Source organism: Streptomyces sp. NPDC001663, from assembly GCF_042893105.1.
Taxonomy (GTDB): Bacteria; Actinomycetota; Actinomycetes; order Streptomycetales; family Streptomycetaceae; genus Streptomyces.
Window position 1 is genome coordinate 1,157,272 of sequence record NZ_JBIAUR010000001.1, and the last position, 23,244, is coordinate 1,180,515.

22 protein-coding genes are annotated in these 23,244 nt (G+C 68.6%); 12 read left to right on the plus strand and 10 right to left on the minus strand.

The annotated features are described in order from the left end of the window. Nucleotides 1-68: 68 nt before the first annotated feature. Genes ACFY1L_RS05545 through ACFY1L_RS05555 form a run of 3 tightly spaced genes read right to left on the minus strand, consistent with a single transcriptional unit; the run spans nucleotide 69 to nucleotide 3,543 of the window. Entirely contained in the window at nucleotides 69-1,076 is a 1,008-nt protein-coding gene (locus ACFY1L_RS05545) for a VOC family protein (RefSeq protein ID WP_388818488.1), read from the minus strand. Then, nucleotides 1,073-1,936, minus strand: a complete 864-nt coding sequence (locus tag ACFY1L_RS05550; RefSeq protein ID WP_388818491.1) for an alpha/beta fold hydrolase — start codon at nucleotides 1,934-1,936, stop codon at nucleotides 1,073-1,075. The genes ACFY1L_RS05545 and ACFY1L_RS05550 overlap by 4 nt, the downstream gene beginning before the upstream one ends. An 8-nt stretch (nucleotides 1,937-1,944) precedes the next feature. After that, the gene (locus ACFY1L_RS05555) at nucleotides 1,945-3,543 is read right to left on the minus strand and encodes a bifunctional 3-(3-hydroxy-phenyl)propionate/3-hydroxycinnamic acid hydroxylase (RefSeq protein ID WP_388818494.1); all 1,599 of its coding nucleotides are present in this window, start codon (nucleotides 3,541-3,543) and stop codon (nucleotides 1,945-1,947) included. A gap of 128 nt (nucleotides 3,544-3,671) precedes the next feature. Between ACFY1L_RS05555 and ACFY1L_RS05560 the strand changes: the two genes are divergently transcribed. Beyond that, entirely contained in the window at nucleotides 3,672-4,304 is a 633-nt protein-coding gene (locus tag ACFY1L_RS05560) for a TetR/AcrR family transcriptional regulator (protein ID WP_388818497.1), read from the plus strand. A gap of 576 nt (nucleotides 4,305-4,880) precedes the next feature. Here ACFY1L_RS05560 and ACFY1L_RS05565 read toward each other — a convergent pair. Next, nucleotides 4,881-6,494 carry an MFS transporter gene (locus ACFY1L_RS05565; protein ID WP_388818500.1) on the minus strand — a complete coding sequence of 538 codons (1,614 nt, stop codon included), beginning with the start codon at nucleotides 6,492-6,494 and terminating at the stop codon, nucleotides 4,881-4,883. A gap of 111 nt (nucleotides 6,495-6,605) precedes the next feature. Between ACFY1L_RS05565 and ACFY1L_RS05570 the strand changes: the two genes are divergently transcribed. Continuing rightward, nucleotides 6,606-7,220: a TetR/AcrR family transcriptional regulator gene (locus ACFY1L_RS05570; protein ID WP_388818503.1), complete on the plus strand. Its 615-nt coding sequence runs from the start codon at nucleotides 6,606-6,608 to the stop codon at nucleotides 7,218-7,220. 5 nt (nucleotides 7,221-7,225) lie between these two features. Beyond that, nucleotides 7,226-7,909, plus strand: a complete 684-nt coding sequence (locus ACFY1L_RS05575) for a DUF2993 domain-containing protein (protein WP_388818506.1) — start codon at nucleotides 7,226-7,228, stop codon at nucleotides 7,907-7,909. 81 nt (nucleotides 7,910-7,990) lie between these two features. Here ACFY1L_RS05575 and ACFY1L_RS05580 read toward each other — a convergent pair whose 3' ends face one another. The 4 genes from ACFY1L_RS05580 to ACFY1L_RS05595 form a co-directional block, all read right to left on the minus strand. Beyond that, nucleotides 7,991-8,932 carry a 3-carboxyethylcatechol 2,3-dioxygenase gene (locus ACFY1L_RS05580; protein ID WP_388818509.1) on the minus strand — a complete coding sequence of 314 codons (942 nt, stop codon included), beginning with the start codon at nucleotides 8,930-8,932 and terminating at the stop codon, nucleotides 7,991-7,993. Between the two features lie 2 nt (nucleotides 8,933-8,934). Then, nucleotides 8,935-10,632, minus strand: coding sequence for a bifunctional 3-(3-hydroxy-phenyl)propionate/3-hydroxycinnamic acid hydroxylase (locus tag ACFY1L_RS05585; protein WP_388818512.1), 1,698 nt, complete (start codon nucleotides 10,630-10,632; stop codon nucleotides 8,935-8,937). Between the two features lie 36 nt (nucleotides 10,633-10,668). After that, nucleotides 10,669-11,538, minus strand: a complete 870-nt coding sequence (locus ACFY1L_RS05590; RefSeq protein ID WP_388818515.1) for an alpha/beta fold hydrolase — start codon at nucleotides 11,536-11,538, stop codon at nucleotides 10,669-10,671. A 226-nt stretch (nucleotides 11,539-11,764) separates the two neighbouring features. Next, complete coding sequence (locus tag ACFY1L_RS05595) at nucleotides 11,765-12,496, minus strand: IclR family transcriptional regulator (protein ID WP_388818518.1); 732 nt, start codon at nucleotides 12,494-12,496, stop codon at nucleotides 11,765-11,767. Between the two features lie 234 nt (nucleotides 12,497-12,730). On the opposite strand from ACFY1L_RS05595, the gene ACFY1L_RS05600 reads away from it, so the two are divergent. The 5 genes from ACFY1L_RS05600 (at nucleotide 12,731) to ACFY1L_RS05620 (ending at nucleotide 17,261) form a co-directional block, all read left to right on the plus strand. Then, nucleotides 12,731-13,306, plus strand: coding sequence for a hypothetical protein (locus tag ACFY1L_RS05600; RefSeq protein WP_388818521.1), 576 nt, complete (start codon nucleotides 12,731-12,733; stop codon nucleotides 13,304-13,306). Between the two features lie 46 nt (nucleotides 13,307-13,352). Continuing rightward, nucleotides 13,353-15,023 carry an FAD-dependent oxidoreductase gene (locus tag ACFY1L_RS05605; RefSeq protein ID WP_388818524.1) on the plus strand — a complete coding sequence of 557 codons (1,671 nt, stop codon included), beginning with the start codon at nucleotides 13,353-13,355 and terminating at the stop codon, nucleotides 15,021-15,023. A 128-nt stretch (nucleotides 15,024-15,151) separates the two neighbouring features. Next, the gene (locus ACFY1L_RS05610) at nucleotides 15,152-15,907 is read left to right on the plus strand and encodes an SDR family NAD(P)-dependent oxidoreductase (RefSeq protein WP_388818527.1); all 756 of its coding nucleotides are present in this window, start codon (nucleotides 15,152-15,154) and stop codon (nucleotides 15,905-15,907) included. 100 nt (nucleotides 15,908-16,007) lie between these two features. Beyond that, entirely contained in the window at nucleotides 16,008-16,805 is a 798-nt protein-coding gene (locus ACFY1L_RS05615) for an SDR family NAD(P)-dependent oxidoreductase (protein WP_388818530.1), read from the plus strand. A 33-nt stretch (nucleotides 16,806-16,838) separates the two neighbouring features. Then, nucleotides 16,839-17,261 (plus strand): nuclear transport factor 2 family protein, encoded by a 423-nt coding sequence (locus ACFY1L_RS05620; protein ID WP_388818533.1) that lies wholly within the window; start codon nucleotides 16,839-16,841, stop codon nucleotides 17,259-17,261. Between the two features lie 63 nt (nucleotides 17,262-17,324). On the opposite strand, the gene ACFY1L_RS05625 is transcribed toward ACFY1L_RS05620, so the two are convergent. Beyond that, entirely contained in the window at nucleotides 17,325-17,867 is a 543-nt protein-coding gene (locus ACFY1L_RS05625) for a nuclear transport factor 2 family protein (protein WP_388818535.1), read from the minus strand. Between the two features lie 110 nt (nucleotides 17,868-17,977). Between ACFY1L_RS05625 and ACFY1L_RS05630 the strand changes: the two genes are divergently transcribed. Further along, complete coding sequence (locus tag ACFY1L_RS05630; RefSeq protein ID WP_388818538.1) at nucleotides 17,978-18,757, plus strand: SDR family NAD(P)-dependent oxidoreductase; 780 nt, start codon at nucleotides 17,978-17,980, stop codon at nucleotides 18,755-18,757. 8 nt (nucleotides 18,758-18,765) lie between these two features. On the opposite strand, the gene ACFY1L_RS05635 is transcribed toward ACFY1L_RS05630, so the two are convergent. Beyond that, nucleotides 18,766-19,779 carry an AraC family transcriptional regulator gene (locus tag ACFY1L_RS05635; RefSeq protein WP_388818541.1) on the minus strand — a complete coding sequence of 338 codons (1,014 nt, stop codon included), beginning with the start codon at nucleotides 19,777-19,779 and terminating at the stop codon, nucleotides 18,766-18,768. Nucleotides 19,780-20,203: 424 nt separating this feature from the next. Here ACFY1L_RS05635 and ACFY1L_RS05640 point away from each other — a divergent pair, with 424 nt between their 5' ends. From ACFY1L_RS05640 to ACFY1L_RS05650, 3 genes are all read left to right on the plus strand, one after another. Further along, complete coding sequence (locus ACFY1L_RS05640) at nucleotides 20,204-20,734, plus strand: EthD domain-containing protein (RefSeq protein ID WP_388818544.1); 531 nt, start codon at nucleotides 20,204-20,206, stop codon at nucleotides 20,732-20,734. A 314-nt stretch (nucleotides 20,735-21,048) separates the two neighbouring features. Beyond that, a complete protein-coding gene (locus ACFY1L_RS05645; protein WP_388818546.1) occupies nucleotides 21,049-22,317 on the plus strand; it encodes an NADH:flavin oxidoreductase in 1,269 nt (422 codons plus the stop codon). Further along, nucleotides 22,314-23,147, plus strand: a complete 834-nt coding sequence (locus ACFY1L_RS05650) for an EthD domain-containing protein (protein WP_388818549.1) — start codon at nucleotides 22,314-22,316, stop codon at nucleotides 23,145-23,147. The genes ACFY1L_RS05645 and ACFY1L_RS05650 overlap by 4 nt, the downstream gene beginning before the upstream one ends. Nucleotides 23,148-23,244: the final 97 nt, after the last annotated feature.

Sequence of the window (23,244 nt, forward strand, 5' to 3'; positions counted from 1 at the left end):
TTGCATTCGTAAGGGAAATGAGCCTCGGGCGCCGGACGGGGCCAGCGCCCGCCCGGACGGAGGCGCTGTCAGTCGTCGGGGATACCGGCACCGCTGAGGGCCGGGACGGTGTTCTCCGGGCGGGCGAGGGAGAGAGCGCCGAGCCGGAACTGGTCGAGTTTGTCCACGATGGTCTGGCCGACCGGGGTGTGACCCCAGATGCTGATGCCCTGGTGGGTGGTGGGTTCCCACGTGGACTCGTCGATGACGATCGGGTTCCAGCCCACCTCCCACTCGAAGCCCGAGGGGGTACGGGCGTAGTAGGACAGTTCCTTGTCGTTGGTGTGCTGGCCGACGGACAGAGCCATGTCGAAGCCGAGTTCGCACACCCGCTGATAGCTCTGCGCCACGTCGTCGAGAGACGCGGCCTGGATGTTGAGGTGCTGAACCCGGGTGCGGATCGGGTCGATCGGCAGGCCCCGGACGGCGGCGATCGCGATGGAGTGGTGGCGTTCGTTGACCCGCAGGAAGCGGATCTTGAGTTTGACGCCGCTGATCGTCTCGTCGATGTAGTCGGTCAGGCGGGCGTCGAAGACGGTGTTGAAGTAGCCCCGCAGCTGAGCGGGCTTGGTGGAGGTGATGGCGATGTGGCCCATGCCGGAGTCACCAGTCACCCATCCGGACGCGAGCATCCGCAGAGGTTCGACCGACTTCCCGGGCGTCGTGTAGATCTCCTGCGTGATGCCCTTCGGACCGGGGAAACGCAGCAGGCGCTCGACGCCCCGCAGGGCGGCCTCCTCCGCGGTGCCTTCGACGACGGGGACGCCGTGGGCGCGTATACGGGCCTCGATCTGCTCGAAGGTCGTGTGATCGTCGAGGTGCCAACCGGTGACGACGACGTCCTCGGCGGACCCGCGCCGGAGCAGGAAGCGGCACTCCTGGTCGTCGAGCCGGAACCGCATCAGACCGGAGTCGAGGTCGTCGCGGTGCATGCCGATGGCCTCGGTACCGAAGCGGCGCCAGTCAGCGAAGCGGTTGGTCTCGATGACGATGTAGCCGAGGTGGACGGCACCGAAGACCGAAGCGGTGGCGTTCACCGGCGGCCTGCCAGGAAGTCGGCACACAGCCGGTTGAACAACTCGGCGCGCTCGAACTGGACCCAGTGCCCGGTGTTGGCGACCTCGTACAGATCGCAGTTGGGCATCCGCTCGGCCAGCATCCGGCCGCCGCTCGGCCGGTTGACCTTGTCCGCCGCGCCCCACAGCACCAGGGTCGGCACGGGCAGCCGGGACAGCCGAGCGTCGCGGGTGAAGTCCATCTTCCACAAGGCACGCAGGGACTTCGGACGCCTCAGCGGCGGAGCCGCGACGACCTCCGGATCGATGCTGTCGCGATAGCGCGCGTCGATGACGCTGTCCGGCACGTCGGCGGCGTTGAAGACCAGGTAGTTGCGGATGAACTTCTCCAGCTTCAGCTGCGAAGGTCCGTCCCCGGAGTAGTAGTTGAGCAGGCTGTTGAGGCCCGGGGTGGGCAGTGCGCGCGTGGTGCCGATACCGCCGGGGCCCATGAGGACCATGCGGTCGACCCGGTCTGGGGTGTCCAGGGCGAGGCGCAGAGCGCAGGCACCGCCGTAGGAGTTGCCGACCATGTGGGCCTTGTCCAGGCCGAGTGCGTCGAGGAGGCCGCGGATCGTGTCGGCCAGGTACCCGAAGGGGTCGGTGCCGTCGACTCCTTTGGTGCTGCGGCCGTAGCCGGGCAGGTCGGGGACGATGACCCGGTACTCCTTCGCCAACACCGCGATGTTGCGGTGGTAGTTGGAGACGCCGGAGGCGCCGGGTCCGCCGCCGTGCAGGAGCAGGACGGGCGGGCCCTCTCCCGTCTCCGCGACGAAGATCTTCTTGCCGGCGACGTCGAGCAGGGACTCCTGCATCGACGGCAGTTCGGTGTGCGTGGTCATGGCAGTCCTTACAGGGCGATCGGGGCGGTCGCGTGCGGCGCCGGGGCGAAGCCGGCGGGAGGCGGCGGGAGTGGGGCGCCGACGGGTGCGGCGGCATAGGCGTAGGCGTCCGGGCGCAGAGCGAGGGTGGCCACGCGGTGTTCGGCCATCCAGGGCAGCAGGACGCCGTCGCTGTCGACGACCGTGCCCTCGGCCGGCTCGGAGCCGGCGGGCGTGACGGTCAGCGAGGGAACACCGGCGCGGTCCCACGCGGGCTGGGGTACCGCTGAGCGGGCGTGCAGGAGCAGCCAGCGGCCGCCGAGTACGTCGTCCAGCCGTACGCGTTCACCGTCGGGGCCGGTCACCCACGGCTGCGGGATCTGGTGGCCGGACGCCTTGGTGCGGGGGCGGGCCTGGAAGCCGTCGGCGTAGTGGGCGACGGGGATCCAGTTGGAGTCCTGGAGCCAGTTGCTGAAGCCCGGTATGCGGTTGAGGGCACGTAGTGCGGTGTTGCGGAGCCGGGTGACCGGGAGGCGCCGTTCGGTGATGATCCGGCCGACGAACACCGCACGCTTGGTGATCTCCTTGACGTGCGGCTTGCGTTCGGCCTCGTAGCTGTCCAGCGCCGTCTCGGACAGTTCGCCGCGCAGCACGGCGGCCAGCTTCCAGCACAGGTTGGCCGCGTCCCGCACACCGGCGGCCATGCCCTGGCCGATCCACGGCGGCATCGCGTGGGCGGCGTCGCCGGCCAGGAAGACCCTGCCCATACGGAAGCGGGCGGCGAAGCGGACGTGGTGGCTGTAGACGGTGGCCCGCAGGATCTTGATCTGGTCCCGGCCGATCCCGTACCGGGACACCATCGAGTAGATGGCCTCGTCGGTGGTCAGATACGTCTCGTCGTCGCCGGGCAGGATCGGGAACTCCCAGCGGTGGTGACCGAGCGGGGTCGGGCAGTCCACCGCCGGCCGGGCCGGGTCGCAGCGGAAGCGCAGCCGGTCGTGGTCCGGCCAGGGCTTAAGCATCTCGGTGTCGATGACCACCCAGCGGTCCTCGTACGTCTTGCCCTCGTAGCCGATGTTGAGCTGGGCACGGGTGAGGCTGGAGCCACCGTCGGCAGCGATGACGTACTTCGTGTGCAGCCGTCGTACCGAATCGTCGGCACCCACCACCGTGAGCTCGACCCCGCCGCCGTCCTGTCGCAGCCGCAGGCACTCGTGCCGCAGCAGTATCTCCACGTTCGGGTAGCGGCCGACCCCCTCTCGCAGGACCTGTTCCAGCGCCGGCTGATAGATGAACATCTGCGGCGGATGACCATGGCCGCGCGGGCTCGGGTGCGCGCTGATGAAAGCACGGCCCTTCGCGTCGACGAAGTCCAGCGGCCGCTCGGCCAGCATGTCCTGCTTCAGCCGCTCGGCCAGACCGGCGCGCTGCCAGATCCGCATGACCTCCTCGTCCGTGGAGATCGCCCGGGCCCGGGAGAAGATCTCGGCGTCACGCTCGAGGACGACGACCCTGAGGCCCATCGCCCCCAGCAGGTTCGCCGCGGTCACTCCTGTAGGCCCGTAGCCGATCACGGCTACGTCATACGCCTCGTCTTCGGCTCTGCCCCTGGCACGGATACCGCTCACCAGGCCACCTCACTGTCGTCCCTGAACTGCGTCGGCTCTTGTTGTAGCGTTTACTCCAATTAGAATCATCGCTACGGTAAAGTGGGCGCACGACGAGGTCAAGGGCTGGATGAGGAAGGGCGGATTCGATGACCAGGCCGCAGACGGCGCGCAGGAAGCGCGCGAACGGGGTGGAGTCGCGGCAGCGCATCCTCGACGCCGCGGTGGAGATCGCCGGTGAGCGCGGGTACGAGGGCACTTCGATCGCGGCGGTCAGCGCCAAGTGCGGGCTGCCCGCGAGCTCGATCTACTGGCACTTCAAGGACAAGGACGACCTGATCGCCGCCGTCATCGAGCGCAGCTTCGAGACATGGCTCACGGCCGTCGAGCTGCCGGGGGAAGAAACGGGCTCGCCACTGGAGCGTGTCACGAGCATGGCGGCGAACGTGGCGAAGTCACTCGTCGACGCACCGGACTTCCTGCGCTTGGGCCTCATGCTCGCCCTGGAGCACCGACCCACCGAGCCCCGGGGCCGGACGGTGTTCCTCCAGGTCCGCGACATCGCCCGCCGGAAGATCTCCGAGGTGATCGAGGTCCTGATCCCCGACCTGAACGAGGACGCCGTACGCACGCTCTCCATCTATGCCGTCGCCGGCGCAGACGGCCTCTTCGTCCAACGGGAGGTCGACGGCGACACCGTCGACCTCGTGGCGATGTTCGAGCTGCATGCGGAGTTGGTCTACGAAGCGGCCACCCGTATGGCAACGAAAAGCGGGGGATGACCCGGACCGCCTGACAGTGCCTCCGGCAGGTCTCGACGCCCCGGCGGAACTCGGCGCGGCAGGCATCCCGCTCAGCACTCGGATTCCCGAGCCACGCCCGGAACTCGTGCAGGTCCTGCGCCGCCACTGCCTCGAACATGTCCCGCTCGGACAACGGCGCCGCCGCTCGAGCCCTGCGCAATCTCAAGGTCGGGATCGTCCCGACCGCTTCACCGGCCCTCCAACCCATCGCCGCCCTCTCCACCCTCGACGGCACGCAGCTGTCCCTGGCAGAGCTGAGGTTCTCCCGCCACGACCTCGACGGTGACGAGGCCGCCTCGAACCTCGCCCCTGCGCGTGTCGGGCGGCCCGAGGGTCGACATCGCCCTGGTCCTGGGCACCGCCGGTCAGCCGCACCCGCGAGGTCGCTCGGCGCCCGTTGCCCGACCTCGGCTGAGGACCGGAAGAGGGGCGGTGCCGACTGTCCTTCCCGGCACCGCCCCGGCCGTGCGCCGCTCAGGCACGACCGTCCTGGGATGGAGGACTACGGCGGATCCACGCCGGGCGACCTCCTCCTGAACCGTCCCGCCGGGAGCCTCAGACGACGCCCGCGCGCTCCGCCTCCGCCTCCGCCTCCACCGCATCCTCCTGAACAGGCTTTCCGGCGCGCTTGCGCCCCGGCAGGACGGCGAAGACGATCAGCGTCCCGGCGGCCATGATGATGCCGCCGATGAGGCTGGTGTGCGCGACGCTGTGCGCGAAGGACTCATTCACGGCGTCCACCAGGGCCTGCGCCTGCTGGGCACCCGTCGAGGGGGTCTTCGCGAGCTGCTCGGCGACCGCGAGGCCGCCGCCCACGGATTCCTTGGCGGTCTCCAGCGTGTCGGCCGGGAGCTGTCCGCCGACCAGGTCGGTCAGCTTGTCCTGGTAGGCCGTGCCCAGCAGCGAGCCGAGGATCGCGATGCCGAGGGAGCCGCCGAGTTCCATGGAGGTGTCGTTGGCGCCACCGCCGACGCCGAGTTCGGACTCGGGGAAGGAGCCCATGATGGTGTCGGTGGCCGGGGACACGCTCAGGCCGATCGCGAAGCCGAGCAGCATCATCGGTGTCAGGAAGTCGGTGTACGTGGAGCTCTTGTCGACCTGAGTGAGCAGGAAGACGCCGGTGGTGCCGATCAGCATGCCGACCACGACCATCGGCTTCATGCCCAGCTTCGGGGTCAGCTGCCCGGTCACCGCGGCGCCGAGGAACACGGCGCCGGCCAGCGGCAGCAGGCGTACGCCGGTTGCCAGGGCGTCGTAGCCGAGGACGAACTGCAGGTACTGGGTGGAGTAGTAGATGGCGCCGAAGGTGCCGAAGAAGAAGAACAGCACCGCGAGCATCGCCCCGCTGAAGGGGCGCAGCCGGAACTTGCGCACGTCCAGCATGGGGTGCGGATGGCGCAGCTCCCACGCGACGAAGGCGACCAGGCCGACACCGGCGACCACCGCGGCGGCGATCGGGCCGGCGCCCCAGCCGAAGTGCGGGCCCTCGATGGTCGCGTAGACCAGGCAGCCGACGGAGACGATGGACAGCAGTCCGCCCACGTAGTCGATCCGGCCCATGCCCTCGGCCTTGGACGGCGGGATCAGGACCAGCGCGCCGATGACGGCGACGACTGCGATGGGGACGTTGATCAGGAAGGTCGAGCCCCACGCATGGTCCTCCAGCAGCCATCCGGCGACCAGCGGGCCGACGGCGATGGCGAGACCGGAGGTGGCGGTCCACGCCGTGATGGCCCGGGTCCGCTCGCGCTTGGGGAAGGTCGCGACCAGCAGGGACAGCGTGGCGGGCATGACGACGGCGGCGCCGACACCCATGATCGCGCGGGCCGTGATGACCAGTACGGTCTCGTCGACCAGGCTGCCCATCACCGAGCCGCACGCGAAGATCACCAGACCGGTGATCAGGGCGCCCCGGCGGCTGTACTTGTCGCCGATCGAGCCCAGCACCAGCATCAGCGCGGCGTACGGGACGGTGTAGCCGTCGATGACCCACTGCAGATCACTGCTGGACAGGCCCAGGTCCGTGGTCATGTCGGGCGCGGCCACGATCAGCGATGTGTTCGCCATGACCACGATCAGCAGGCTCAGGCACAGCACGATCAGAGCCCACCAGCGGCGGGGATAGGGCCCCGTCATCTTCTCGACGGGTGTGGCGGCGATCAAGGGCATGGGGGCTCCCAGGGACGAGTTAATTGCACATCTATGAGTAGGCTAGTTTATTGCTCACTACCGTGCAAATATCTCGGGGACCCCCGCCCGCTCCACGCCAGAGGTGCCGACGTGACCAGCCGACCAGCCCCGTACGCGCCACAGCGTCGCCCAGCGCGTGCCACCCGCACCCGCATCCTGGAAGCGGCCCAGCAAGAACTGGGCCGCAACCCCGACAGCAGCCTCGCCGACATCGCCCAGGCCGCCGGCGTGGCACGTCGCACCGTCTACATGCACTTCGCCGGTCGGGCCGCGCTCGTCGAGGGACTCGCCGCGGATGCGGGGGAAGCGATACGCCTCGCGGTCACCGTCGGGAAAACGCCGTCCCCCGACCCGGCGAGTGCCCTGGCGCGCTTTGTCCTCACCCTGTGGCCGGTCGGCGATCGCTACCGCACACTCATCGCCCTCGCCTGCCGGGATCTGGGGGCCGATCGGGTGAGCGAACTCCTCTCCCCCGCCCGCGACACGGTCGCCGGGATCCTCGCCCGCGGCCAGCGGCAGGGCGTCTTCCACACCAGCGTTCCGCCCGGCCCCCTCAGCAGAGCCCTCGAAGCACACCTGCTGGCACTCCTGGACAGCGTCAACTCCGGGACCTGGGGCGACGACGGCACCGGCGCCGCCACCGCCGCGCTGATCGCCGCAGGGCCCGACGGCCGGTCGTCGTCGGCGTCGTCCTGGTCGCGCTGACCCTCGTGCCCCTCGTGGTCGACCGGGTCGCGACGGCCCGCGTGGAGTCGCGCACGGCGAAGGCATTCCAGCAGGGCATGGACACACCCGAACGGCCCGAGGTCCACGTCCGCGGCTTCCCCGTGCTGACCGAACTGGCCTCCGGCACCCTGCGGCACGTGGACATCACCGCGCACGACATACCCGCCGACGGACCCGACCGCCCACTTCCGGTCTCCCGACTCGACCTCGCACTGGACGGACTGTCGAAGCCCGACGACGACACCGAGGCACTGGCACACTCGGCGGAGGCGACCGCCTACCTGTCGTACACGGACGTGGCCCACGCCATCGGCCTGGAGGTCTCCCAGGGCACCCGCCCGGGCCGGATCAATGCGAGCGTCCCGCTCCCCCTTGGCAGCGAGGTCACCGTGACGGCCACCGTCTCGGCGGTCTCCGGCAACCGTGTCGCCTTCAAGGACTTCGAGGTCACGGGCGGCGAACTGGCCACCACCCAAGCACTGCTCGACAAGATCTTCGAGAAGCCGATCCAGCTACGGAACATCCCCGAGGGCCTGCACCTGCGCTCGGTCACCCCCACGGCGAGCGGACTCAGCGCTCGCTTCTCCGGCGAGTCGGTCACTTTTCGCCCCAGCGGCGGGTCACAGGGCAACTCGGCTCAGGAGAACTCGTCGTCTCGCACAGCTTGAGAGCGAGGATGAGCCCTCGGCCGTCCACCGTCGCCTGAGCCCGGACGGGCCGAACGGCCCGTCCGGGAAGAGTCCGTGCGGTCACTGGGTCCCGCGTGCCGTCATCACCCCGAATCCGGCGATGTATTCAGGGATGGAGCGGTAGAAGCGCGAGGTGACCTCGTAAGGGCCGACGGCGCCAAGTGCGGCGAAGGCGGCGAGCCAGGTCCGTACCTCGTGCGCGGAGTTGCCGGCATCGGCCGCCATGGCATCGGGAGTGAGCACGTCACAGGGACTCAGGTCGCCTGAGCCACAGATGTCGAGGAACCGCTCGTCCCACTGCGGGTTGAGATCCTTGATGCCCGCCTCGCCGCGGGCAAACTGCTTCGCGGTGTCGATCACGCGTTGTTGACGCGCGGCCCGGGCGGCGGCCGTCGGGTGCCGGCCGTTCAGCAGCATGTCCCGCTGCGCCGGCGTCGCCGACGCCCACTGCGGCACCGGCGGATCGTGGGACAGCCCGCCGGAACCGATCACCAGAACCCGCTCGGACAGCTCGGGCAGGTGGCTGCCGACGGCCTCTCCCATACGGCGGACGCGGCGCATGGAGGTGAAAGGCCGGGCCACGCCGTTGACGAAGACCGGGATGACAGGCCGCTCATCGATCCCACCGAAGAGGATCTCCAGTGGCTGGACCGCTCCGTGGTCGATCTCCATACGGCGGGAGATCGCCATGTCGATGTCCTGGTCGAGCACATGCTGGGCCAGTGCCTCGGCACGGTCGGCGGGAACGTCCAGAGGGCCGGACTGGGTGTCGTAGTCGCCGACAGCGTGGGCGGCGTAGCCGATGCAAAACGGCGGCATGAGTTCGTAGAAGAAGCCGTTGTAGTGGTCGGGTGCGAACGAGACGACCAGGGTGGGGTCGAAGTCGTTGACGAAGTCCCGTGCGTCGGCGAAGGCTCTGTCGACGGCTTCGCGGACATCCGCCGGCGGTTCACCGAACTCGAGCAGGGGGCTGTGCGACATGCACACCAGGGCAACGGACACAGTCAGACCTCCCGCTGGGTGAAGGACATGGCCGTCAGCGCACTGGCGAAGGCGGCGGACGCCTCCTGCGCGAGGCACGCTGCGGCCACGAACCGGTCCGGGCGCAGGAAGAGCACTCCGACCGGCCGGTTGTCGAACCACCGCTTGACGGAACCGTCCGCGTCTCCCACCACCACGACCGGGACCGAAGCGTCCGTGTATTCCTTCTCGGCCCAGGCGCGCTGTCTTTCGGGGACGAAGCACGCCAGGGTGGCGCCGAGTTGGCGTACCCGCTCCAGGTCGTCGGGGCTCAGCAGGCGGGCGGGGCTGTTGCCCCAGGCGGCGATGGTCCACCACGGGCCGAGTACGTCGTCGAGGAGGAGACCGGGGCCGTCCTGGGTGTTCACCCGGGGCTGGATGAACTGGGTGCCCACGGGCGACCTGTCGTCGGGGGCGTCGACCATGGGGAGCAGCTTGCGCGCAATGCGCTCGGCCGCCCGGCCGGGTGTGCGGCTCGTGACGTCGACAACCACCCCGCGGTCGTAGCGCGGCATCGGCTTGAAACGCATGTCTGTGAAGTAGCTCTTGGCCGACGGCACCAGGTTCAGCACGGCGGCCGCCGCGTCGCGGACCGTGGCGGCCTTGCGGTCGGACTTCATGATCGAGCCCGCGGTCAGGTTCAGGTCGATCATGGCCTGCGCGTGATTCCTGCGTTCCACGTCGTAGGTGTCGAGCAGTGCCGGAGAAGCCTGCCCCCGCAGGACGGAGGTGAGTTTCCAGGCCAGGTTGGTGGCGTCGCGGATGCCGGAGTTCCATCCCTGCCCGAGCCAGACCGGCATCAGATGGGCCGCGTCGCCGGCGATCAGGACACGACCCTTGCGGAAGCTGCCGGCGATACGGCCGTGATGGGTGAAGACACGTTGGCCGATGACGTCCAGTCGCGACGGGTCGGGGACGTGGTCGGCGAGCAATCGGGCCATGAAGGAAGGGTCGTCGACCAACTCGGCGGGTTCATGGTCGAAGAGCATGAACTCCCAGCGCCGAATGGCGTGCGGGAGGCCGATGGACACGTAGGGGCGCTTCGGATCGGCTCCGAGGTAGACGTTGGGAGTGCCCAGCGGATCGTTGTCGACATCGATGACGAGCCAGCGGGTCGAGGGGGACTTGCCCTCGAAGCCGACGCCCATCCAGTTGCGGGTGAAGGAACGTCCGCCCTCGCAGCCCACGACGTACCGGGCCCTGAGCTGATGCAGGGCGCTGTCCTCGCCGGGCCCGCCCGCGCGGACGGTCGCCACGACGTGGTCGTCGCCCTCGGTCAGGTCCTCCAGCTGGTGCCTGAAGCGGACGTCGACGGTGTCGAAGCGGTCGAGGCCCGCGAGCAGTTCCCTGTCGACCAGAGGCTGTACGAATCCGCTCTTGCGCGGCCAGCCGAACTCCTCGGTGGCCGGATCGTTGGTCACCAGCACCTGCCCCTTGCCGTTGACCAGGCGCATGATGTGGTGCGGGACCGTGTGCCGGCCGATCTCGTCGACGAGGCCCATCGTCTGGATGGTGCGGAAGGACTCGTCGTCCAGCCCCACACCTCGCGGGTAGTCGATGAGTTCCGCGCGGGCTTCGACCACGGTGGCCCGCTGTCCATAGCCCCCGAGCAGGTTCGCGAGCGTGAGTCCGACCGGGCCTGCTCCGATCACGAGGACGTCGGTGTCCACCCTGCTGCTCACGAGAGTCTCTCCTCCCTTCGCCATGCCGCGCATCGATCAGCCGCCCAGCAGGAAATCGAGGTGAATGCGGTCGAACTCTTCCGTCTGCTCGTACTGCGGCCAGTGCCCGGCGTTCTCGATGACGGCCAGCCGTCCCTTCGGAATGAGCTGGGCGATACGCCGCCCCTCGTCGACGGGACCGGAGGGATCCTTGGTCGTCCAGATCACCAGGGCATCCGCGGCGATGGAGCGCAGATCATCGTCGGAGATCATGTTGCGCTTGCGGACCTCCAGGTTCTGCAGAGCCATGTTCATCTCGCAGGCCGCCTTCCAGTCGGGCTGCTCGAAGATGGCCTGACGGGTGCGGATCAGGTCGTCGGTCACCATGATCGGGTCGGCCATCAGCCATTCCAGGCGGGCGCGCACCCTGTCCCATGACGGGTCCTCGGCCGCTTCCATGGAAAGGGTGTACAGCCGCTCCATCACCTTGGGGTTCGCCATGGTTCCACCCATCGTGTTGAGCACGATGCGCTCCACACGGTCCGGGTGCTGCTGCGCCATCCGTGCCGTGACCCAGCCGCCCAGCGACTCGCCCGAGAAGTAGGCCCGTTCGGCGCCGAGAGTGTCCAGAACGTGCTGGATCTGGTCCAGGTAGTGCCTGATTTCCAAGGGGTGGTCCGGCTTGGACGAGTAGCCATGGCCGATGAAGTCGAGGGCGTACGTGTTGAAGTGCTCTCCGTGGCTGCGGAGATTGCGGACGTAAGCCTCGGCGTGCCCCGTGATGCCGTGCAGGAGCAGCAGAAGGGGCTTCGAGTCGTCGCCCGTGTGCAGGTACCGCGTGCGGTAGGGGCCGGCCTGCAGGAATCCCTGATTGAACTCCACCTGCTGCAGGTCGGACCAGACGCTGTCGTATCCACGATGTGCCATGAACATCGGTCCTTCGAAAGGTCGGGGCCGCTGGCGCGGGGAACCCCGAGGAACACTATCTACACACTTAATAGCACTATGTGAACAGCGATGGATGTGGGTGTCAAGCTGGTCCGAGGGCTGGAAAGCGAACCGCCTCCCGCAGTGACAGCTGCGGGAGGCGGCGGATGATCGCGTGAAGAGAATGGGCGCGGCGTGGCGACGGTGGCGCCGACTGAAGACGGACTCAGGAAAGGCTGGCGTTGATTTCCTCGGCCTTCGCCAGGAGGACGGGGATGGCCCGCTCTGCCACCTCGGCGCGATTGGTGATGAGGTTGACGCAGGCCGCCGGCAGCCCCACTCCGCGACGGAGGGGGATGGCGACGCCGTAGGCGCCGGGCTCGACCTCTCCCCATGTGCTGGCGTAGCCGTCGCCGCGGGCCTTGGTGACGATCTCCGGCTCGCCGACCGACCGCTCCATCGCCGCACGCAGGGCGTGACCCGCGGCACCCCGGTCGAGAGGGTGCCGGCTGCCGGTCCGGAAGGCCAGGTGATACGACGAGTAGGGCGGTTCGACGACGGAGACCGCCACGGCCTCATCCCCCTCCGCGACCAACAGAGCCACCGTTGCCTGCAGCTCACGGGCGAGGTCACGCAGATACGGTTCCAGAGTCTCGCGGAGACCGCGCTGAACCTGATGCGCCAGGGCGCTGAGTCCGGCTCCGGCCCGGTACCGCCCCTCGGGGTCCTTGAAGACGAGTTTGAAATCCTCCAGCGTCGCCAGAACGCGATAGGCAATCGTCCGATGGACCTGAAGCTCCGCGGCCAGCTCCTGGATGGTCGCACCGCCCTCCGCCCCGGCGACGAACTCCAGTGCACGCAGCCCCCTGGCCAGCGTCTTCGAGCCGACGTTGCGCGAGTTGGCCGGCTCTTCCTCCTCGGCGGGCGAGGGGGGCAGATCGGCAGGTGGAGTGCTCATGCACGCACTTTACTCAGCGCTTGCGAGGTAGCTCCTCCTCACTCCCCCGCACCGAGGTTTCGTGCCACACGGGGGTTGCCAGCACGCAAGCCCAGTGTAAATATGGCGAAACACGATGCACATAGTGCACAGAGCCGGGCGGCTCTCGGGGTTGTTCTCCCGAGCTTGCTGCACTTACCGGAAGGTCGCGATCGTGCTTCACCGCATCACCCTCCTCCAACGCAACTCGTCGCTGTGGCCGTCGGCCTTCAGTCGGCGCTGGAGGACCGATCACGCCGACATCGTCAAGCGCATGCCGGGCCTGGAGCACTACGCCCAGACCACGTCGCCGCCACCGCGAGCACAGGAGAGTCGGCGTTCCCGGTCGCCTGGGTCGTCGAGATCTGTTACCGATCCAGCAGCGACGCCGACCTGGCCACCTCGGCGCCGAACGACTTCGCCGCGCTACTGGAGGACGAGCTCGCCCTTCGCCCCCTGGAACTGCCGGGCCTGCTGGACGAACGGCACCTGCTGCGCGACATGGCCGTCCCGATGCTTACGCGGGAACACCTGAGCGCTCCGAGCGAGGCTCCCGACGGCGTCATCGCCCTTGTCTTCAACAGCGAGCATCAGGGCCGGGAAGCCATGTCCTCCATCGCAGGCCGGGCAGCCGAGGCGCTCGGCGTGGAGGATCTCCAGCTTCTCCTCACGCACGAGTACCGGATGGTCCAGTCCGAGCTCATCGACGTCCGCTCCACTTCGGTGTCGCCACCGGAATGCCTGTGCACCGCCAGAACCGGAGCCGCCCACACATGTTCATTGACGATATGAGTAGAAGTGTCCGCCATGCGTGACACAGGCTTGGGCTAGGAGCACCATGCTGAATGTTGAGAGCCGCCCGCTTCAGTACGACGTGGACATCGACGTGGTCGTCGCCGGCAGTGGTGCGGGAGGTCTGTCCGCTGCCGTCACCGCAGCCAGTCACGGTCGCTCGGTACTCGTTCTCGAACGAGCCGCTCGATTCGGAGGCACCACCAGGAAGTCGGCCGGAGGGGTATGGATCCCCAACAACAAGTTTCTGCGGGAGCAAGGAGTGGCCGATGACCGGACAGCAGCCCTCCGATACCTCGCCAGGATCGGCCGTCCCGCGCTGTACGACCCTCATTCGCCCACTCTCGGCCTGCCGGAATGGGAGTTCGACGGCCTGGCCGCGTTCTACGACCACGGCGCCCAGGCACACGAGGAACTGGAGAGACTTGACGCCTTGCACCTGGCACAGGCGTCCAACGGCCTGTACGACTACCTCGAAAAGGTCCCGGAGAACCTCACGCCCCAGGGCCGCGGGCTCTACCACTCACGCTCCATGGGCGGAGCCGAAGGCGGCCGGCTGCTGATCGACGACTTCGTCGCCGCAGCCGAACGTCTGGGTGTCCGCCTGCTCACCGGCCACCGGGTCGTCGACACGATCCTGGACCGCGGGCGGGTCGTCGGCGTGGTGGCGGAGACCGAGGACGGGCACCGGCTGCACATCCACGCCCGGGTCGGAGTCGTCTTCGCCACGGGAGGCTTCACCCACAATGCCGACCTGCGACTCCAGTACCTTGACGGTCCCTACATCGGAGGCTGTGCCGCCCCGACCAACACCGGGGACTTCATCGCTCTCGCGGGCGAACTGGGAGCGCGGTTCGCCAACATGAACCAGGGTTGGTGCGGTCCCGTCGTGGTGGAAAGGCTCCTGAAGAATCCGCAGGATGTCTTCTGCTCCTTCTACACACTCGGCGACGGGCTGCTCTCCGTGAACTGTTCCGGTCGGCGCGTGCTGAACGAGAAGGCTCCCTACAACGAAGCCGCACGGGTCATGGCGGCCTGGGATCCCGAGACGCTTCGTTACGCGAACTTCCCGCTCATCACCATCTGGGACCAGGAGGTCGCCGACCGCTGGGCCATCGACCGGCTCGGTAACCCGATTCCCGTGGACATCGACAGTGCCTACTGGGTCGTGCCCGGTGACTCCCTGGAGGAACTGGCCGCGGCCGTCGACGACCGTCTGCAGACCCTCGGCGCGCACGTCGGGCACGGTCGGCTCGACGACGGCTTCGTCACCGAGTTGAAGGCGACGCTCGACCGCTTCGGCGACCTGGCCGACGCCGGCGTGGACACCGACTTCCACCGGGGCGAGAGCCGCTTCGAACGCTACGTCAGCTCCCGCTTCGGCGACGGTGACGGCCCCAACCCCCTGCTCAGGCGCCTCAACCTCAACACCCGCCTGTACGCGACGATCCTCGGCCCCGGCCTGCTGGACACCAAGGGAGGCCCCCTCACCGACACCCACGGCCGGGTGCTGAACGCCCGCGGCGCCGTGATCGAGGGCCTCTACGCCGTCGGCAACGCCGCCGCCTCACCCACCGGGCAGGGCTACCCGGGCGCGGGAGGCACCCTTGGCCCCATCATCACGTTCGGATACCTGGCCGGTCTCCGACTCGGCGCCGCCGACGCCCGCGTCCATCACGCAGCCGGCGAGCGCGCCGGCGATCCCGCCCGCGGATAACGTCCGGGCGCCCTCCGAGCGTCGCCGCGCCGGCGACGTGAGCCGGTACGCACCCGGCAACACCATGTCACTTCCGTGCTGCACCCGCCCGTGCCCGCACGGTCCCCCGCCTGCCAAGGAGGCCAGTCATGGCCGATCTCAACGACCTCACCAACAAGGTGGCGGTGATCACCGGTGCCGCACAGGGCATCGGAAAAGGCATCGCGCAAACGCTCGCGGACCACGGTGCCGCCGTCGTTCTCACCGACATCGACGACAGCCGAGTGCGGTCGGCCGCCGAGGGGATCCGTGCGCACGGCGGACGTGCGCTCGCCGTACGGCAGGACGTGTCGGACGCGGCCAGTGCGGCGACCGTGATCGACGCGGCGGTCCGGGAGTTCGGCGGGTTCGACATCCTCGTCAACAACGCCGGAGTCGCGGCCCAGATGCCCTTCGACAAGATCACCGAGGAGGAGTGGGACCGGCTGAACAGCATCAATCAGCGCGGCCTCTTCTTCGCCGCCCAGGCAGCCGGCATCCACTTCAAGCAGCAGGGTTCCGGAAAGATCGTCAACATCAGCTCCTTCGCCGGCCACCAGGCCGTCGAGGAGTACCTGACCTACAACGCCACCAAAGCGGCCGCGATCATGATCACCCAGGTCATGGCCCTCGAGCTGGGCCCCTTCAACGTGAACGTGAACGCGGTCTGCCCCGGCATCGTGAGGACCGCCATCTGGGACACGCTCGACCCGGCGGTGTGGCGCAAGAACGAACAGAGCATCCCCCTCCGCCGCGGTCAGACACCCGAGGACATTGGCGAAGCCGTCGCCTTCCTCGCCTCCGAACGCGCCAGGAACATCACCGGCGCCATCCTGCCGGTGACCGGCGGTCTGGCCATGTTCTAGGCGCACGCCGCGGATCGACGCGTACACCGAGGCCGACTTCCACGCCCTGAGCAGGGCCCAGACAGGACAACACAACGAGTTCTCGAAAGACGAGGTAACCATGGGTTTCAATCGTGACGTCGCCACCGGCAGGAAGCCCCTGCTGGACGGGAAGATCGCCGTCATCACCGGCGGCGGAAACGGCATCGGCCGCGTCGCCGTCGGCATGTTCATCGAAGCGGGTGCCCTCGTGGTCACGAGCGACATCGATGCCGAGGCGCTGGACCAGGTCAAGAAGGAGTACGGCGACGCCGTCACCACTGTCGTCGCCGACATGGGGACGATCGAGGGCGTGCGAAGCGTCGTCGCGACCACGCAGGAGACGCACGGTCGCGTGGACGCGCTCTACAACAACGCGGGAGTGGGAGCACTCGCCGAGGGCCTGCTCCGGGTGCACGAGACGCCGTACGAGATCTTCGAGAAGACAATCCAACTGAACCTGTGGTCGGTCTTCGCCATGTCCCGCGAGACCATTCCCCTCATGCAGGGCACCGGCGGGTCGATCATCAACGTGGCCAGCATCAACGCCCAGGTCGCCATCCCCGGTTCCGTTTCCTACATCTCCGCGAAGGGCGGCGTGCTGTCGATGACGCGCAGCATCGCCTTCGACTACGCGGCCGACGGCATCCGGGCGAATGTCCTCGTCCCCGGCTACATAGACACCCGCATGGTGTCGGACTACACCAACAAGGCCCCCGATCCCGCGGCCGCCGTCAAGGAGGTCGGAGACGCTCACCTGCTGGGCCGTATGGGTGACCCCCAGGAGGTCGCGGCGGCGGCGCTCTGGCTCGCCTCCGACGCCTCGACGTTCATGACCGGTTCGGCGCTCACGGTCGACGGCGGTTACCTCGCCAAGTGAGACGTGCTCCACAGCAACGAAAGGGACCACCCGATGACCGACTCGTACGGCGACGACGTCGCCCGGATCACGCGACTCCGCTCGGAGTACTCATGGGCCTATGACTCGGCCGACGCCCATGCGTTCACCCAGCTCTTCACACCCGACGGGGTATGCGCCCTCGGCGACTGGGGGGTCTTCCGCACGCGAGAAGAGATCGAGGCCGGCATCGCCGCGCAGACGGTCGCTCCCGACCCGCTCCCTGCCACCGTTCACTCCGTGACCACGCCGCGTATCACAGTCGACGGCGACACCGCGACGGGCAGTTGGTACGTCACGGTCTACCACCAGCCGCGCGAAGGCGACACGCAACCGGTGCGCTTCGTGGGGCGCTACTTCGACCGGTACCGCCGCCTTCCCGAGGGGTGGAGGTTCGAAAGCGTGCGGCTGGATCCCTACTGGTTCGTCGGTTACTGAATTCGTCGGTTACTGAGAACGCGCCTCGGCGACCGCAACGTCGCCGAGGGCAGGCCCTGACGATCAGGGTAGCCAGTCGAGGTCAGGAGGCAGCGCCCCGGAGATGTCCTCCGTGTGCGGGCCGTGGAGCAGGTCGATCCGCAGCCGTGTCAGGCGCAGGAAGGCGATCCGCCACCCCTCGGGCGTGCGCCGGTACTCCTCGTCGTAGTAGCCGTACCCCCGGATGCCCGAGAGATCGGGAGAGGAGTTGCCCCGGAAGGATCGCGAGCCCGGGGGCCAGGTGAGGTAGTCCTGCATCGACCAGCGCGCTCGCACCAGGGAGTCGGGCTGTGCCCGAAATCGGGGCAGCGACCCTTGGTGCACGCTGCGTGCGCCGGTGAGCAGTCCGTCCACTCCGCGCACGAACGCGTCGGGCCCCTCGCCGCCGAATGCGAAGCCCTCGAAGCGGGCGTCGTCGGTGAAAAGCCCGCGCAGCCTTTCCCACTGCTGGCTGTCGACATAGAAGAAGTAGCGCGCCTTCAGGTCGTACGCGGCGTCACGCGCCGCAGCGTCCAGGACCCGGTCCCGGGCCTCGTCCCGCCCATCGCGATGGGTGTCGTCAATCATCCCGCTCCTCATCACCTTCACCTGAAACGTGCAGATTATGAACTAGTCAGATCAATATATACACCTCAGCTGGTCGACGGCGTGAGAGCCCCTCAAGGCAGGAGAACGAGATGACCTACGAGCCCGCCACCTTCGCCGACCTGAAGGGGAGAACCGTCGCCGTGACCGGCGCAGCCCGGGGGATCGGCGAGGCGCACGTGCTGGCTCTGGTCCGCAACGGAGTGAACGTCCTCGCCGGAGACCTCGACGAGAGCGCGGTGGGAGCCACCGCTGAGCGACTGGGCGAGCAGTGCCGACACGGCGCCACCATTGTGCCGATGGGCATGGACGTCACCCGCGCCAAGGATCATCACGCACTCGCCGAGCGTGCACTCCAACGGTTCGGAACCCTCGACGGATGGATCAACAACGCGGGCGTCTACGGCCTCAACGGTGTACTGGAGACCTCCGGCGCCGAGTTCACCCGCATGCACGAGGTCCATGTCCTCGGGGCATCGTTCGGCGTCCAGGCCGCCGTGCCCGCGATGGGGGAATCGGGCGGCGCGATCGTCAACGTGGCCTCGATCGCGGCGTACGTCGTGCGCGCCCGGTCGGGCGCCTACTCGGCCTCCAAGGCCGCCGTAGAGCACCTCACCAAGTTCCAAGCCGTGGAGCTCGGCCCCCGGGGCATCCGCGTGAACGCCGTGGCCCCCGGCATGATCGACACCGACATGCTCTCCTCGCTCACCGAGGAACCCGGGATGCCGCAGTCAGCGGTGGAGGCCGTACCGCTGCGCCGGATCGGCACCCCGGGCGAGGTTTCCGACACCGTCCTGTTCCTGCTCTCCGACGCCTCGCGTTTCGTGACGGGCCACACCCTCGTGGTCGACGGTGGCGGCCGCCACCGCTGAGCGAGGGGTTACCGGTTGCCGCGCCGAAGCGCCGTCGGCGTCTGCCCGAACCAACGCCTGCAAGCGCGCGTCAGTGCCGACTGTTCGGAGAAGCCCAGGGCCAGCGCCACATGCGACATCGAAAGGGAGGACTCCGTGAGGTACTGGTGCGCGAGGTCCCTCAGCGCCTCGTCGCGCAAGTGATCGAAACCGGTTTCCTCCTCGGCCAGGCGACGCTGCAGCGTCCTTGGATGGAGTGCCAGCAGCCTCGCCACCTGCTCCAGCCTCGCTCCCGCCCGCCCGCCGGGAGTTCGCGCCATCGCGGTGCGGACGAGGTCGGCCGTGGACGAGCCGGGGGCCGGGTAGTTCGTGTCGAGATAGCTGGTCGCGATCCGGCGGATCGTCTCGTCGACGTCCTGGAGAGGGATGTCCATCAGACGCTCGTCGATGATCAGGGCGCCGTGCGCACGTTCGGGTCGCACTTCGGCTCCGAAGAACCGCACGTAGCTCGACAGCGGGGCGGCGGGCGAGTGCGGCAGCAGCACGGCCCGGGGCCGGTATCCGCTCCTGATGACGAGGCCGAGGAGTCGGTGGGCCGTGGCGAGGCTGAGGTCCCACGTCTGGCGGGCGGGTGGGCAGGGGTCGAGCACCATGTCGAAGCGCATCGCGACGTGACCGGGGAACTCCGGCCCCGCGGGAATCAGCGCCAGCGTGAGCGACGGGCTGTGCACGAACAGGTACTGCGCCGCGGTCTGGATCATCTCCCGCACGGTCGGTGTGTTCTGCAGGACCAGGGCCAGCGGACCGAGTGCGGTCGGGTCCTGCGCGTGCGCCATGCGCAGACCGAAGTCCGGGCAGCGCAGACCTACCGCCGATGCCTCCAGCAGGTGCATCGCGGCGCGCGCGGGAACCAGGGCGTCCTCGTCCTCCAGGGCGTGCCCGGGAAGGCGCGCCGACGCGAGCAGGGCATCCGCGTCCCCGCCGAGTTCGCGGACCAGACTCGCCCAGCCCCGCAGGGTTGCGGCCCGCACCAGTGGTTCCATGTCGCGCAAGGTAAAAATTCTGTCGCCTGCTGTCAAGCAAACCCAGGGTGTGCCGCGCCACACTCACTGCTGGCGCCAGTTACTTCAGGTAGCGGACGCGCCTCTGCGAGCCCAGGGACGGGCTCGCCGGCCAGTGGGTCACGTGCCAGGTCCGGCCGCCGGGACGCGTCGCGGACAGGGCAGGGTGACCGCCCGACTTCAGTCGGGCTGCTGTGCCGCGCCTACCCGCCATCGACCTGCGGCCCCGTCCGCCCCCATGGAAGGCATCGAGCCGCGTGAACGCATTCGCAGACAGGGTTGCCGTCATCACGTCCGCCTCGTTGCCCATCCTTCGGTAGATGCGGAGTCAGCCGGGCCCACGCCTCATTCGTCAGATCACCCCTCCCCATTGCCGAGCACGACGACCCGAACACCGGGCAGTCACATGATCCGCCGGCAGAAACCACGTGAGGATGCGATGTCGACAGCAAACACCCCCCAGCATGCACACTCGCGGCGGGCCTTCGTCACCGGCGCGACCGCGGCCGGCCTCAGCGCCATCCTGGTGTCCCACGTCCCCCAGGCGGCAGCGGCCACCTCGGATCCGGTCAAGCTCGTGTGCGCCATCCGACGTCGGCCGGACCTGTCGCCCGCCGAGTTCTACCACTACTGGCTGTACAACCACGGGCCGCTCGCCAGAAAGCAGGTCAAGAAGCTTGGGGGTAACCGCTACGTCCAGAGCCACACGAACAACGCGGCCCTCAGTAACGTCATCGCCACGTCGCGCGGCCAGGTAGGCCAGGCTCTCGACGGTGTCACCGAAGTCTGGTTCCCCTCGCGCGAGGCGCTGGTCAAGGCGCTCGCCTCGCCTGAAGGGGAGCAGGCCAACCTCCGGCTCGCTGAGGATGAGAGGAACTTCATCGACCTGCCGCGGTCCTCGTACTTCTTCACCAAGGAATACGTCCTGCTCGGCTAGACGACAGGGAGGTATCCGAATAATCCGGTAAGTCCATTATTTGCCAGGCTTGTCCAGCCCAACCTCGGAGCCGCCCGAGCCGGAACGGACAGAGCACGACGGACAACGAAAGTGACCGCCGGTCGGCAACCCGCTGTCGCGCGCTCTTCGGGAGCGGGCTCTGGACGCCGGGATGACCGAGCACCGACGGCCCTCGCGGCACGAGCGCTTCCGCGGCACCAGCGACCGGCAGCACCACCGACCGGCCGACGCGGACAGCTCGGACACGACGCGCCCGAACATCACAGCATCCATGAGGTAGAGGAGAGCCGCCGATGCCCACCCCTCCGACCAGTCCGCTCCTGCGTCCCTTGCAGATCGGCACGCTCACCGTGCCGGGGCGGCTCTACAAGTCGGCGACCAGCGAGACGCGTGCCACCGACGACGGGTACGTGACGGACGAGCTGCTCGAGTTCTACGAACCCATGGCGCGGGCCGGGACCCCGCTCATCGTGACCGGCAACCTCTACGTCTCCCTGCAGTCCAAGTCCGCGGGACGTCAGGCCGGCATCGACGACGACGGCAAGAAGGCCGGCCTGCGGGACTGGGTCGACCTGGCGCACAGCGGCGGCAGCCTCCTGATCGCCCAGCTCAACCACGGTGGCCGCCAGATGGTCAGGTCGGCGGACCCGGGCAAGGCACCGGTGTCCGCGTCCACGGTGCGTGAACCGTTGTACGGGACGAAACCGCGGCCACTGCGCCGGGACGAGATCCCGGCCGTGGTGGAGACCTTCGCGGCCGCCGCGGAGCGGGCCCAGGAGGTGGGATTCGACGGGGTGCAGATCCACGCCGCCCACGGCTACCTGCTCAGCCAGTTCCTCACCCCGCACACCAACCGCCGCACCGACGAGTACGGCGGCAGCCTCGACAACCGGATGCGCCTGCTGCTCGAGGTGTTCCGCGCGATACGTACCCGCGTCGGCGACGACTTCCCCGTACTGCTCAAGCTGAACGGCACGGACATGCTGCCGCTGCGCCGGGGGGCGACGACCGCCGAGCTCGTGCGCGTCGCCAAGGTGCTGGAAGGCGAAGGCGTCGACGCGGTGGAGATCTCCAGGGCGCACTACGAGTCGTGGCCGGGCATGATCCTGGGGCACTACAAAGGGTTCATCCGCGGGCAGGTCACCGAGGGCTCGGGGATGTCGATGACGCGTCGGCGACGCCTGGCGATGCTCGCCGCGGCCCCCGTCATCGAACGCGTCGCGGAACGTCTCGCACCCGGCGGCGAGGGCTTCAACCTCCCCCAGGCCGAGCGGTTCACCGCGCAGTTGGACATCCCGGTGATCTGCGTCGGGGGGTTCCACACGAGGGAAGGGATGGAGTCGGCCATCGACGGCGGGCGCTGCGATGCCGTCTCGGCGGCCCGTGCCATGATCGCCGACCCCTTCCTGTTCAAGAACATGCAGGACCCCATGCCGGGCCGGCCGGTGTGCGAGTACCGCAACGGATGCATCGCCCGTTTCGGCGGCAAGCCAATCGACTGCTACGTCGAGCCGATCCGCATCCAGAAGAACCACATGCTGCAACGGACGGAGCAGGCGTGAACCACATCCCGAGCGACCACGAGCCCCTTGGCACCCGCCCGGGCAGCCCGATCACCGGGAGTAGGACCTCTCCTGTGCCGACCACCTCGGGAATCTTCCCGGTGTGGCTCCGCGAGGACCTGACGCGAGAGGCCGCCCTCCAGTACTGGAAGGGACCGCACGCGCAGATCGTCGCGCGGCTGCCCAGCATCGCCGAGTACCTCCAGCATCACTTCTCCCCCACCGATCACGGCTACTGGCCCGCGTCTCCCACGGTGGGCACCGCCGTACCCCCGAGCTGGCGCTGCGACGGCATCGCCGAGGTCCGGATGGTGAGCATGGCCGGCGCGCTCACCATCCCGGTCCACATGCGGGAGGTGTACCTCGACGAGCAGAACGTCTTCGACCGGGTTCTCGGAAACCTGACCGGACCACGAGCAGGCCGCTGGTGGACCGACGGCCACGACGCCGGCGTCGGCCACCGCACCGTCCTTCTGCTGCGCCGACGTCGGGGAGTGAGCCGCCGCCCGTTCCGCAGGTACGTCCACGACCGCATCGGCCCCGCGCTCCACGAGGCGGGCGCGCACGACCTGCGCACGTACACGTTCCTGCCCTGGACCTCGCTTCCACACCCCACGCCCGGCATCTCGCACGACAATCCGACCTTCCGCCGCTACCACGGATGTGTCGTCCTCGGAGCCGACAGCCGCGCCGCCATGGAGGAGATCCTGACGTCCAAGCCCGTCGCCGGTCTCGTCGCCGATCAGCACACGGTCATGACAGCCGTCCACGCATTCACCGTCGAGCACACCGAGCCGGTCATCAGGACAGGCCCGCCGGTCCGGCCCTGACACACCACCCGTGGAGTTGGGCGAGCTCGGTCGGTCGACGACGGCGCCGGCTTCCTACGGGCGCCGGCGCCGGGCTTCGGGGCAAGGTCGCGGTCGT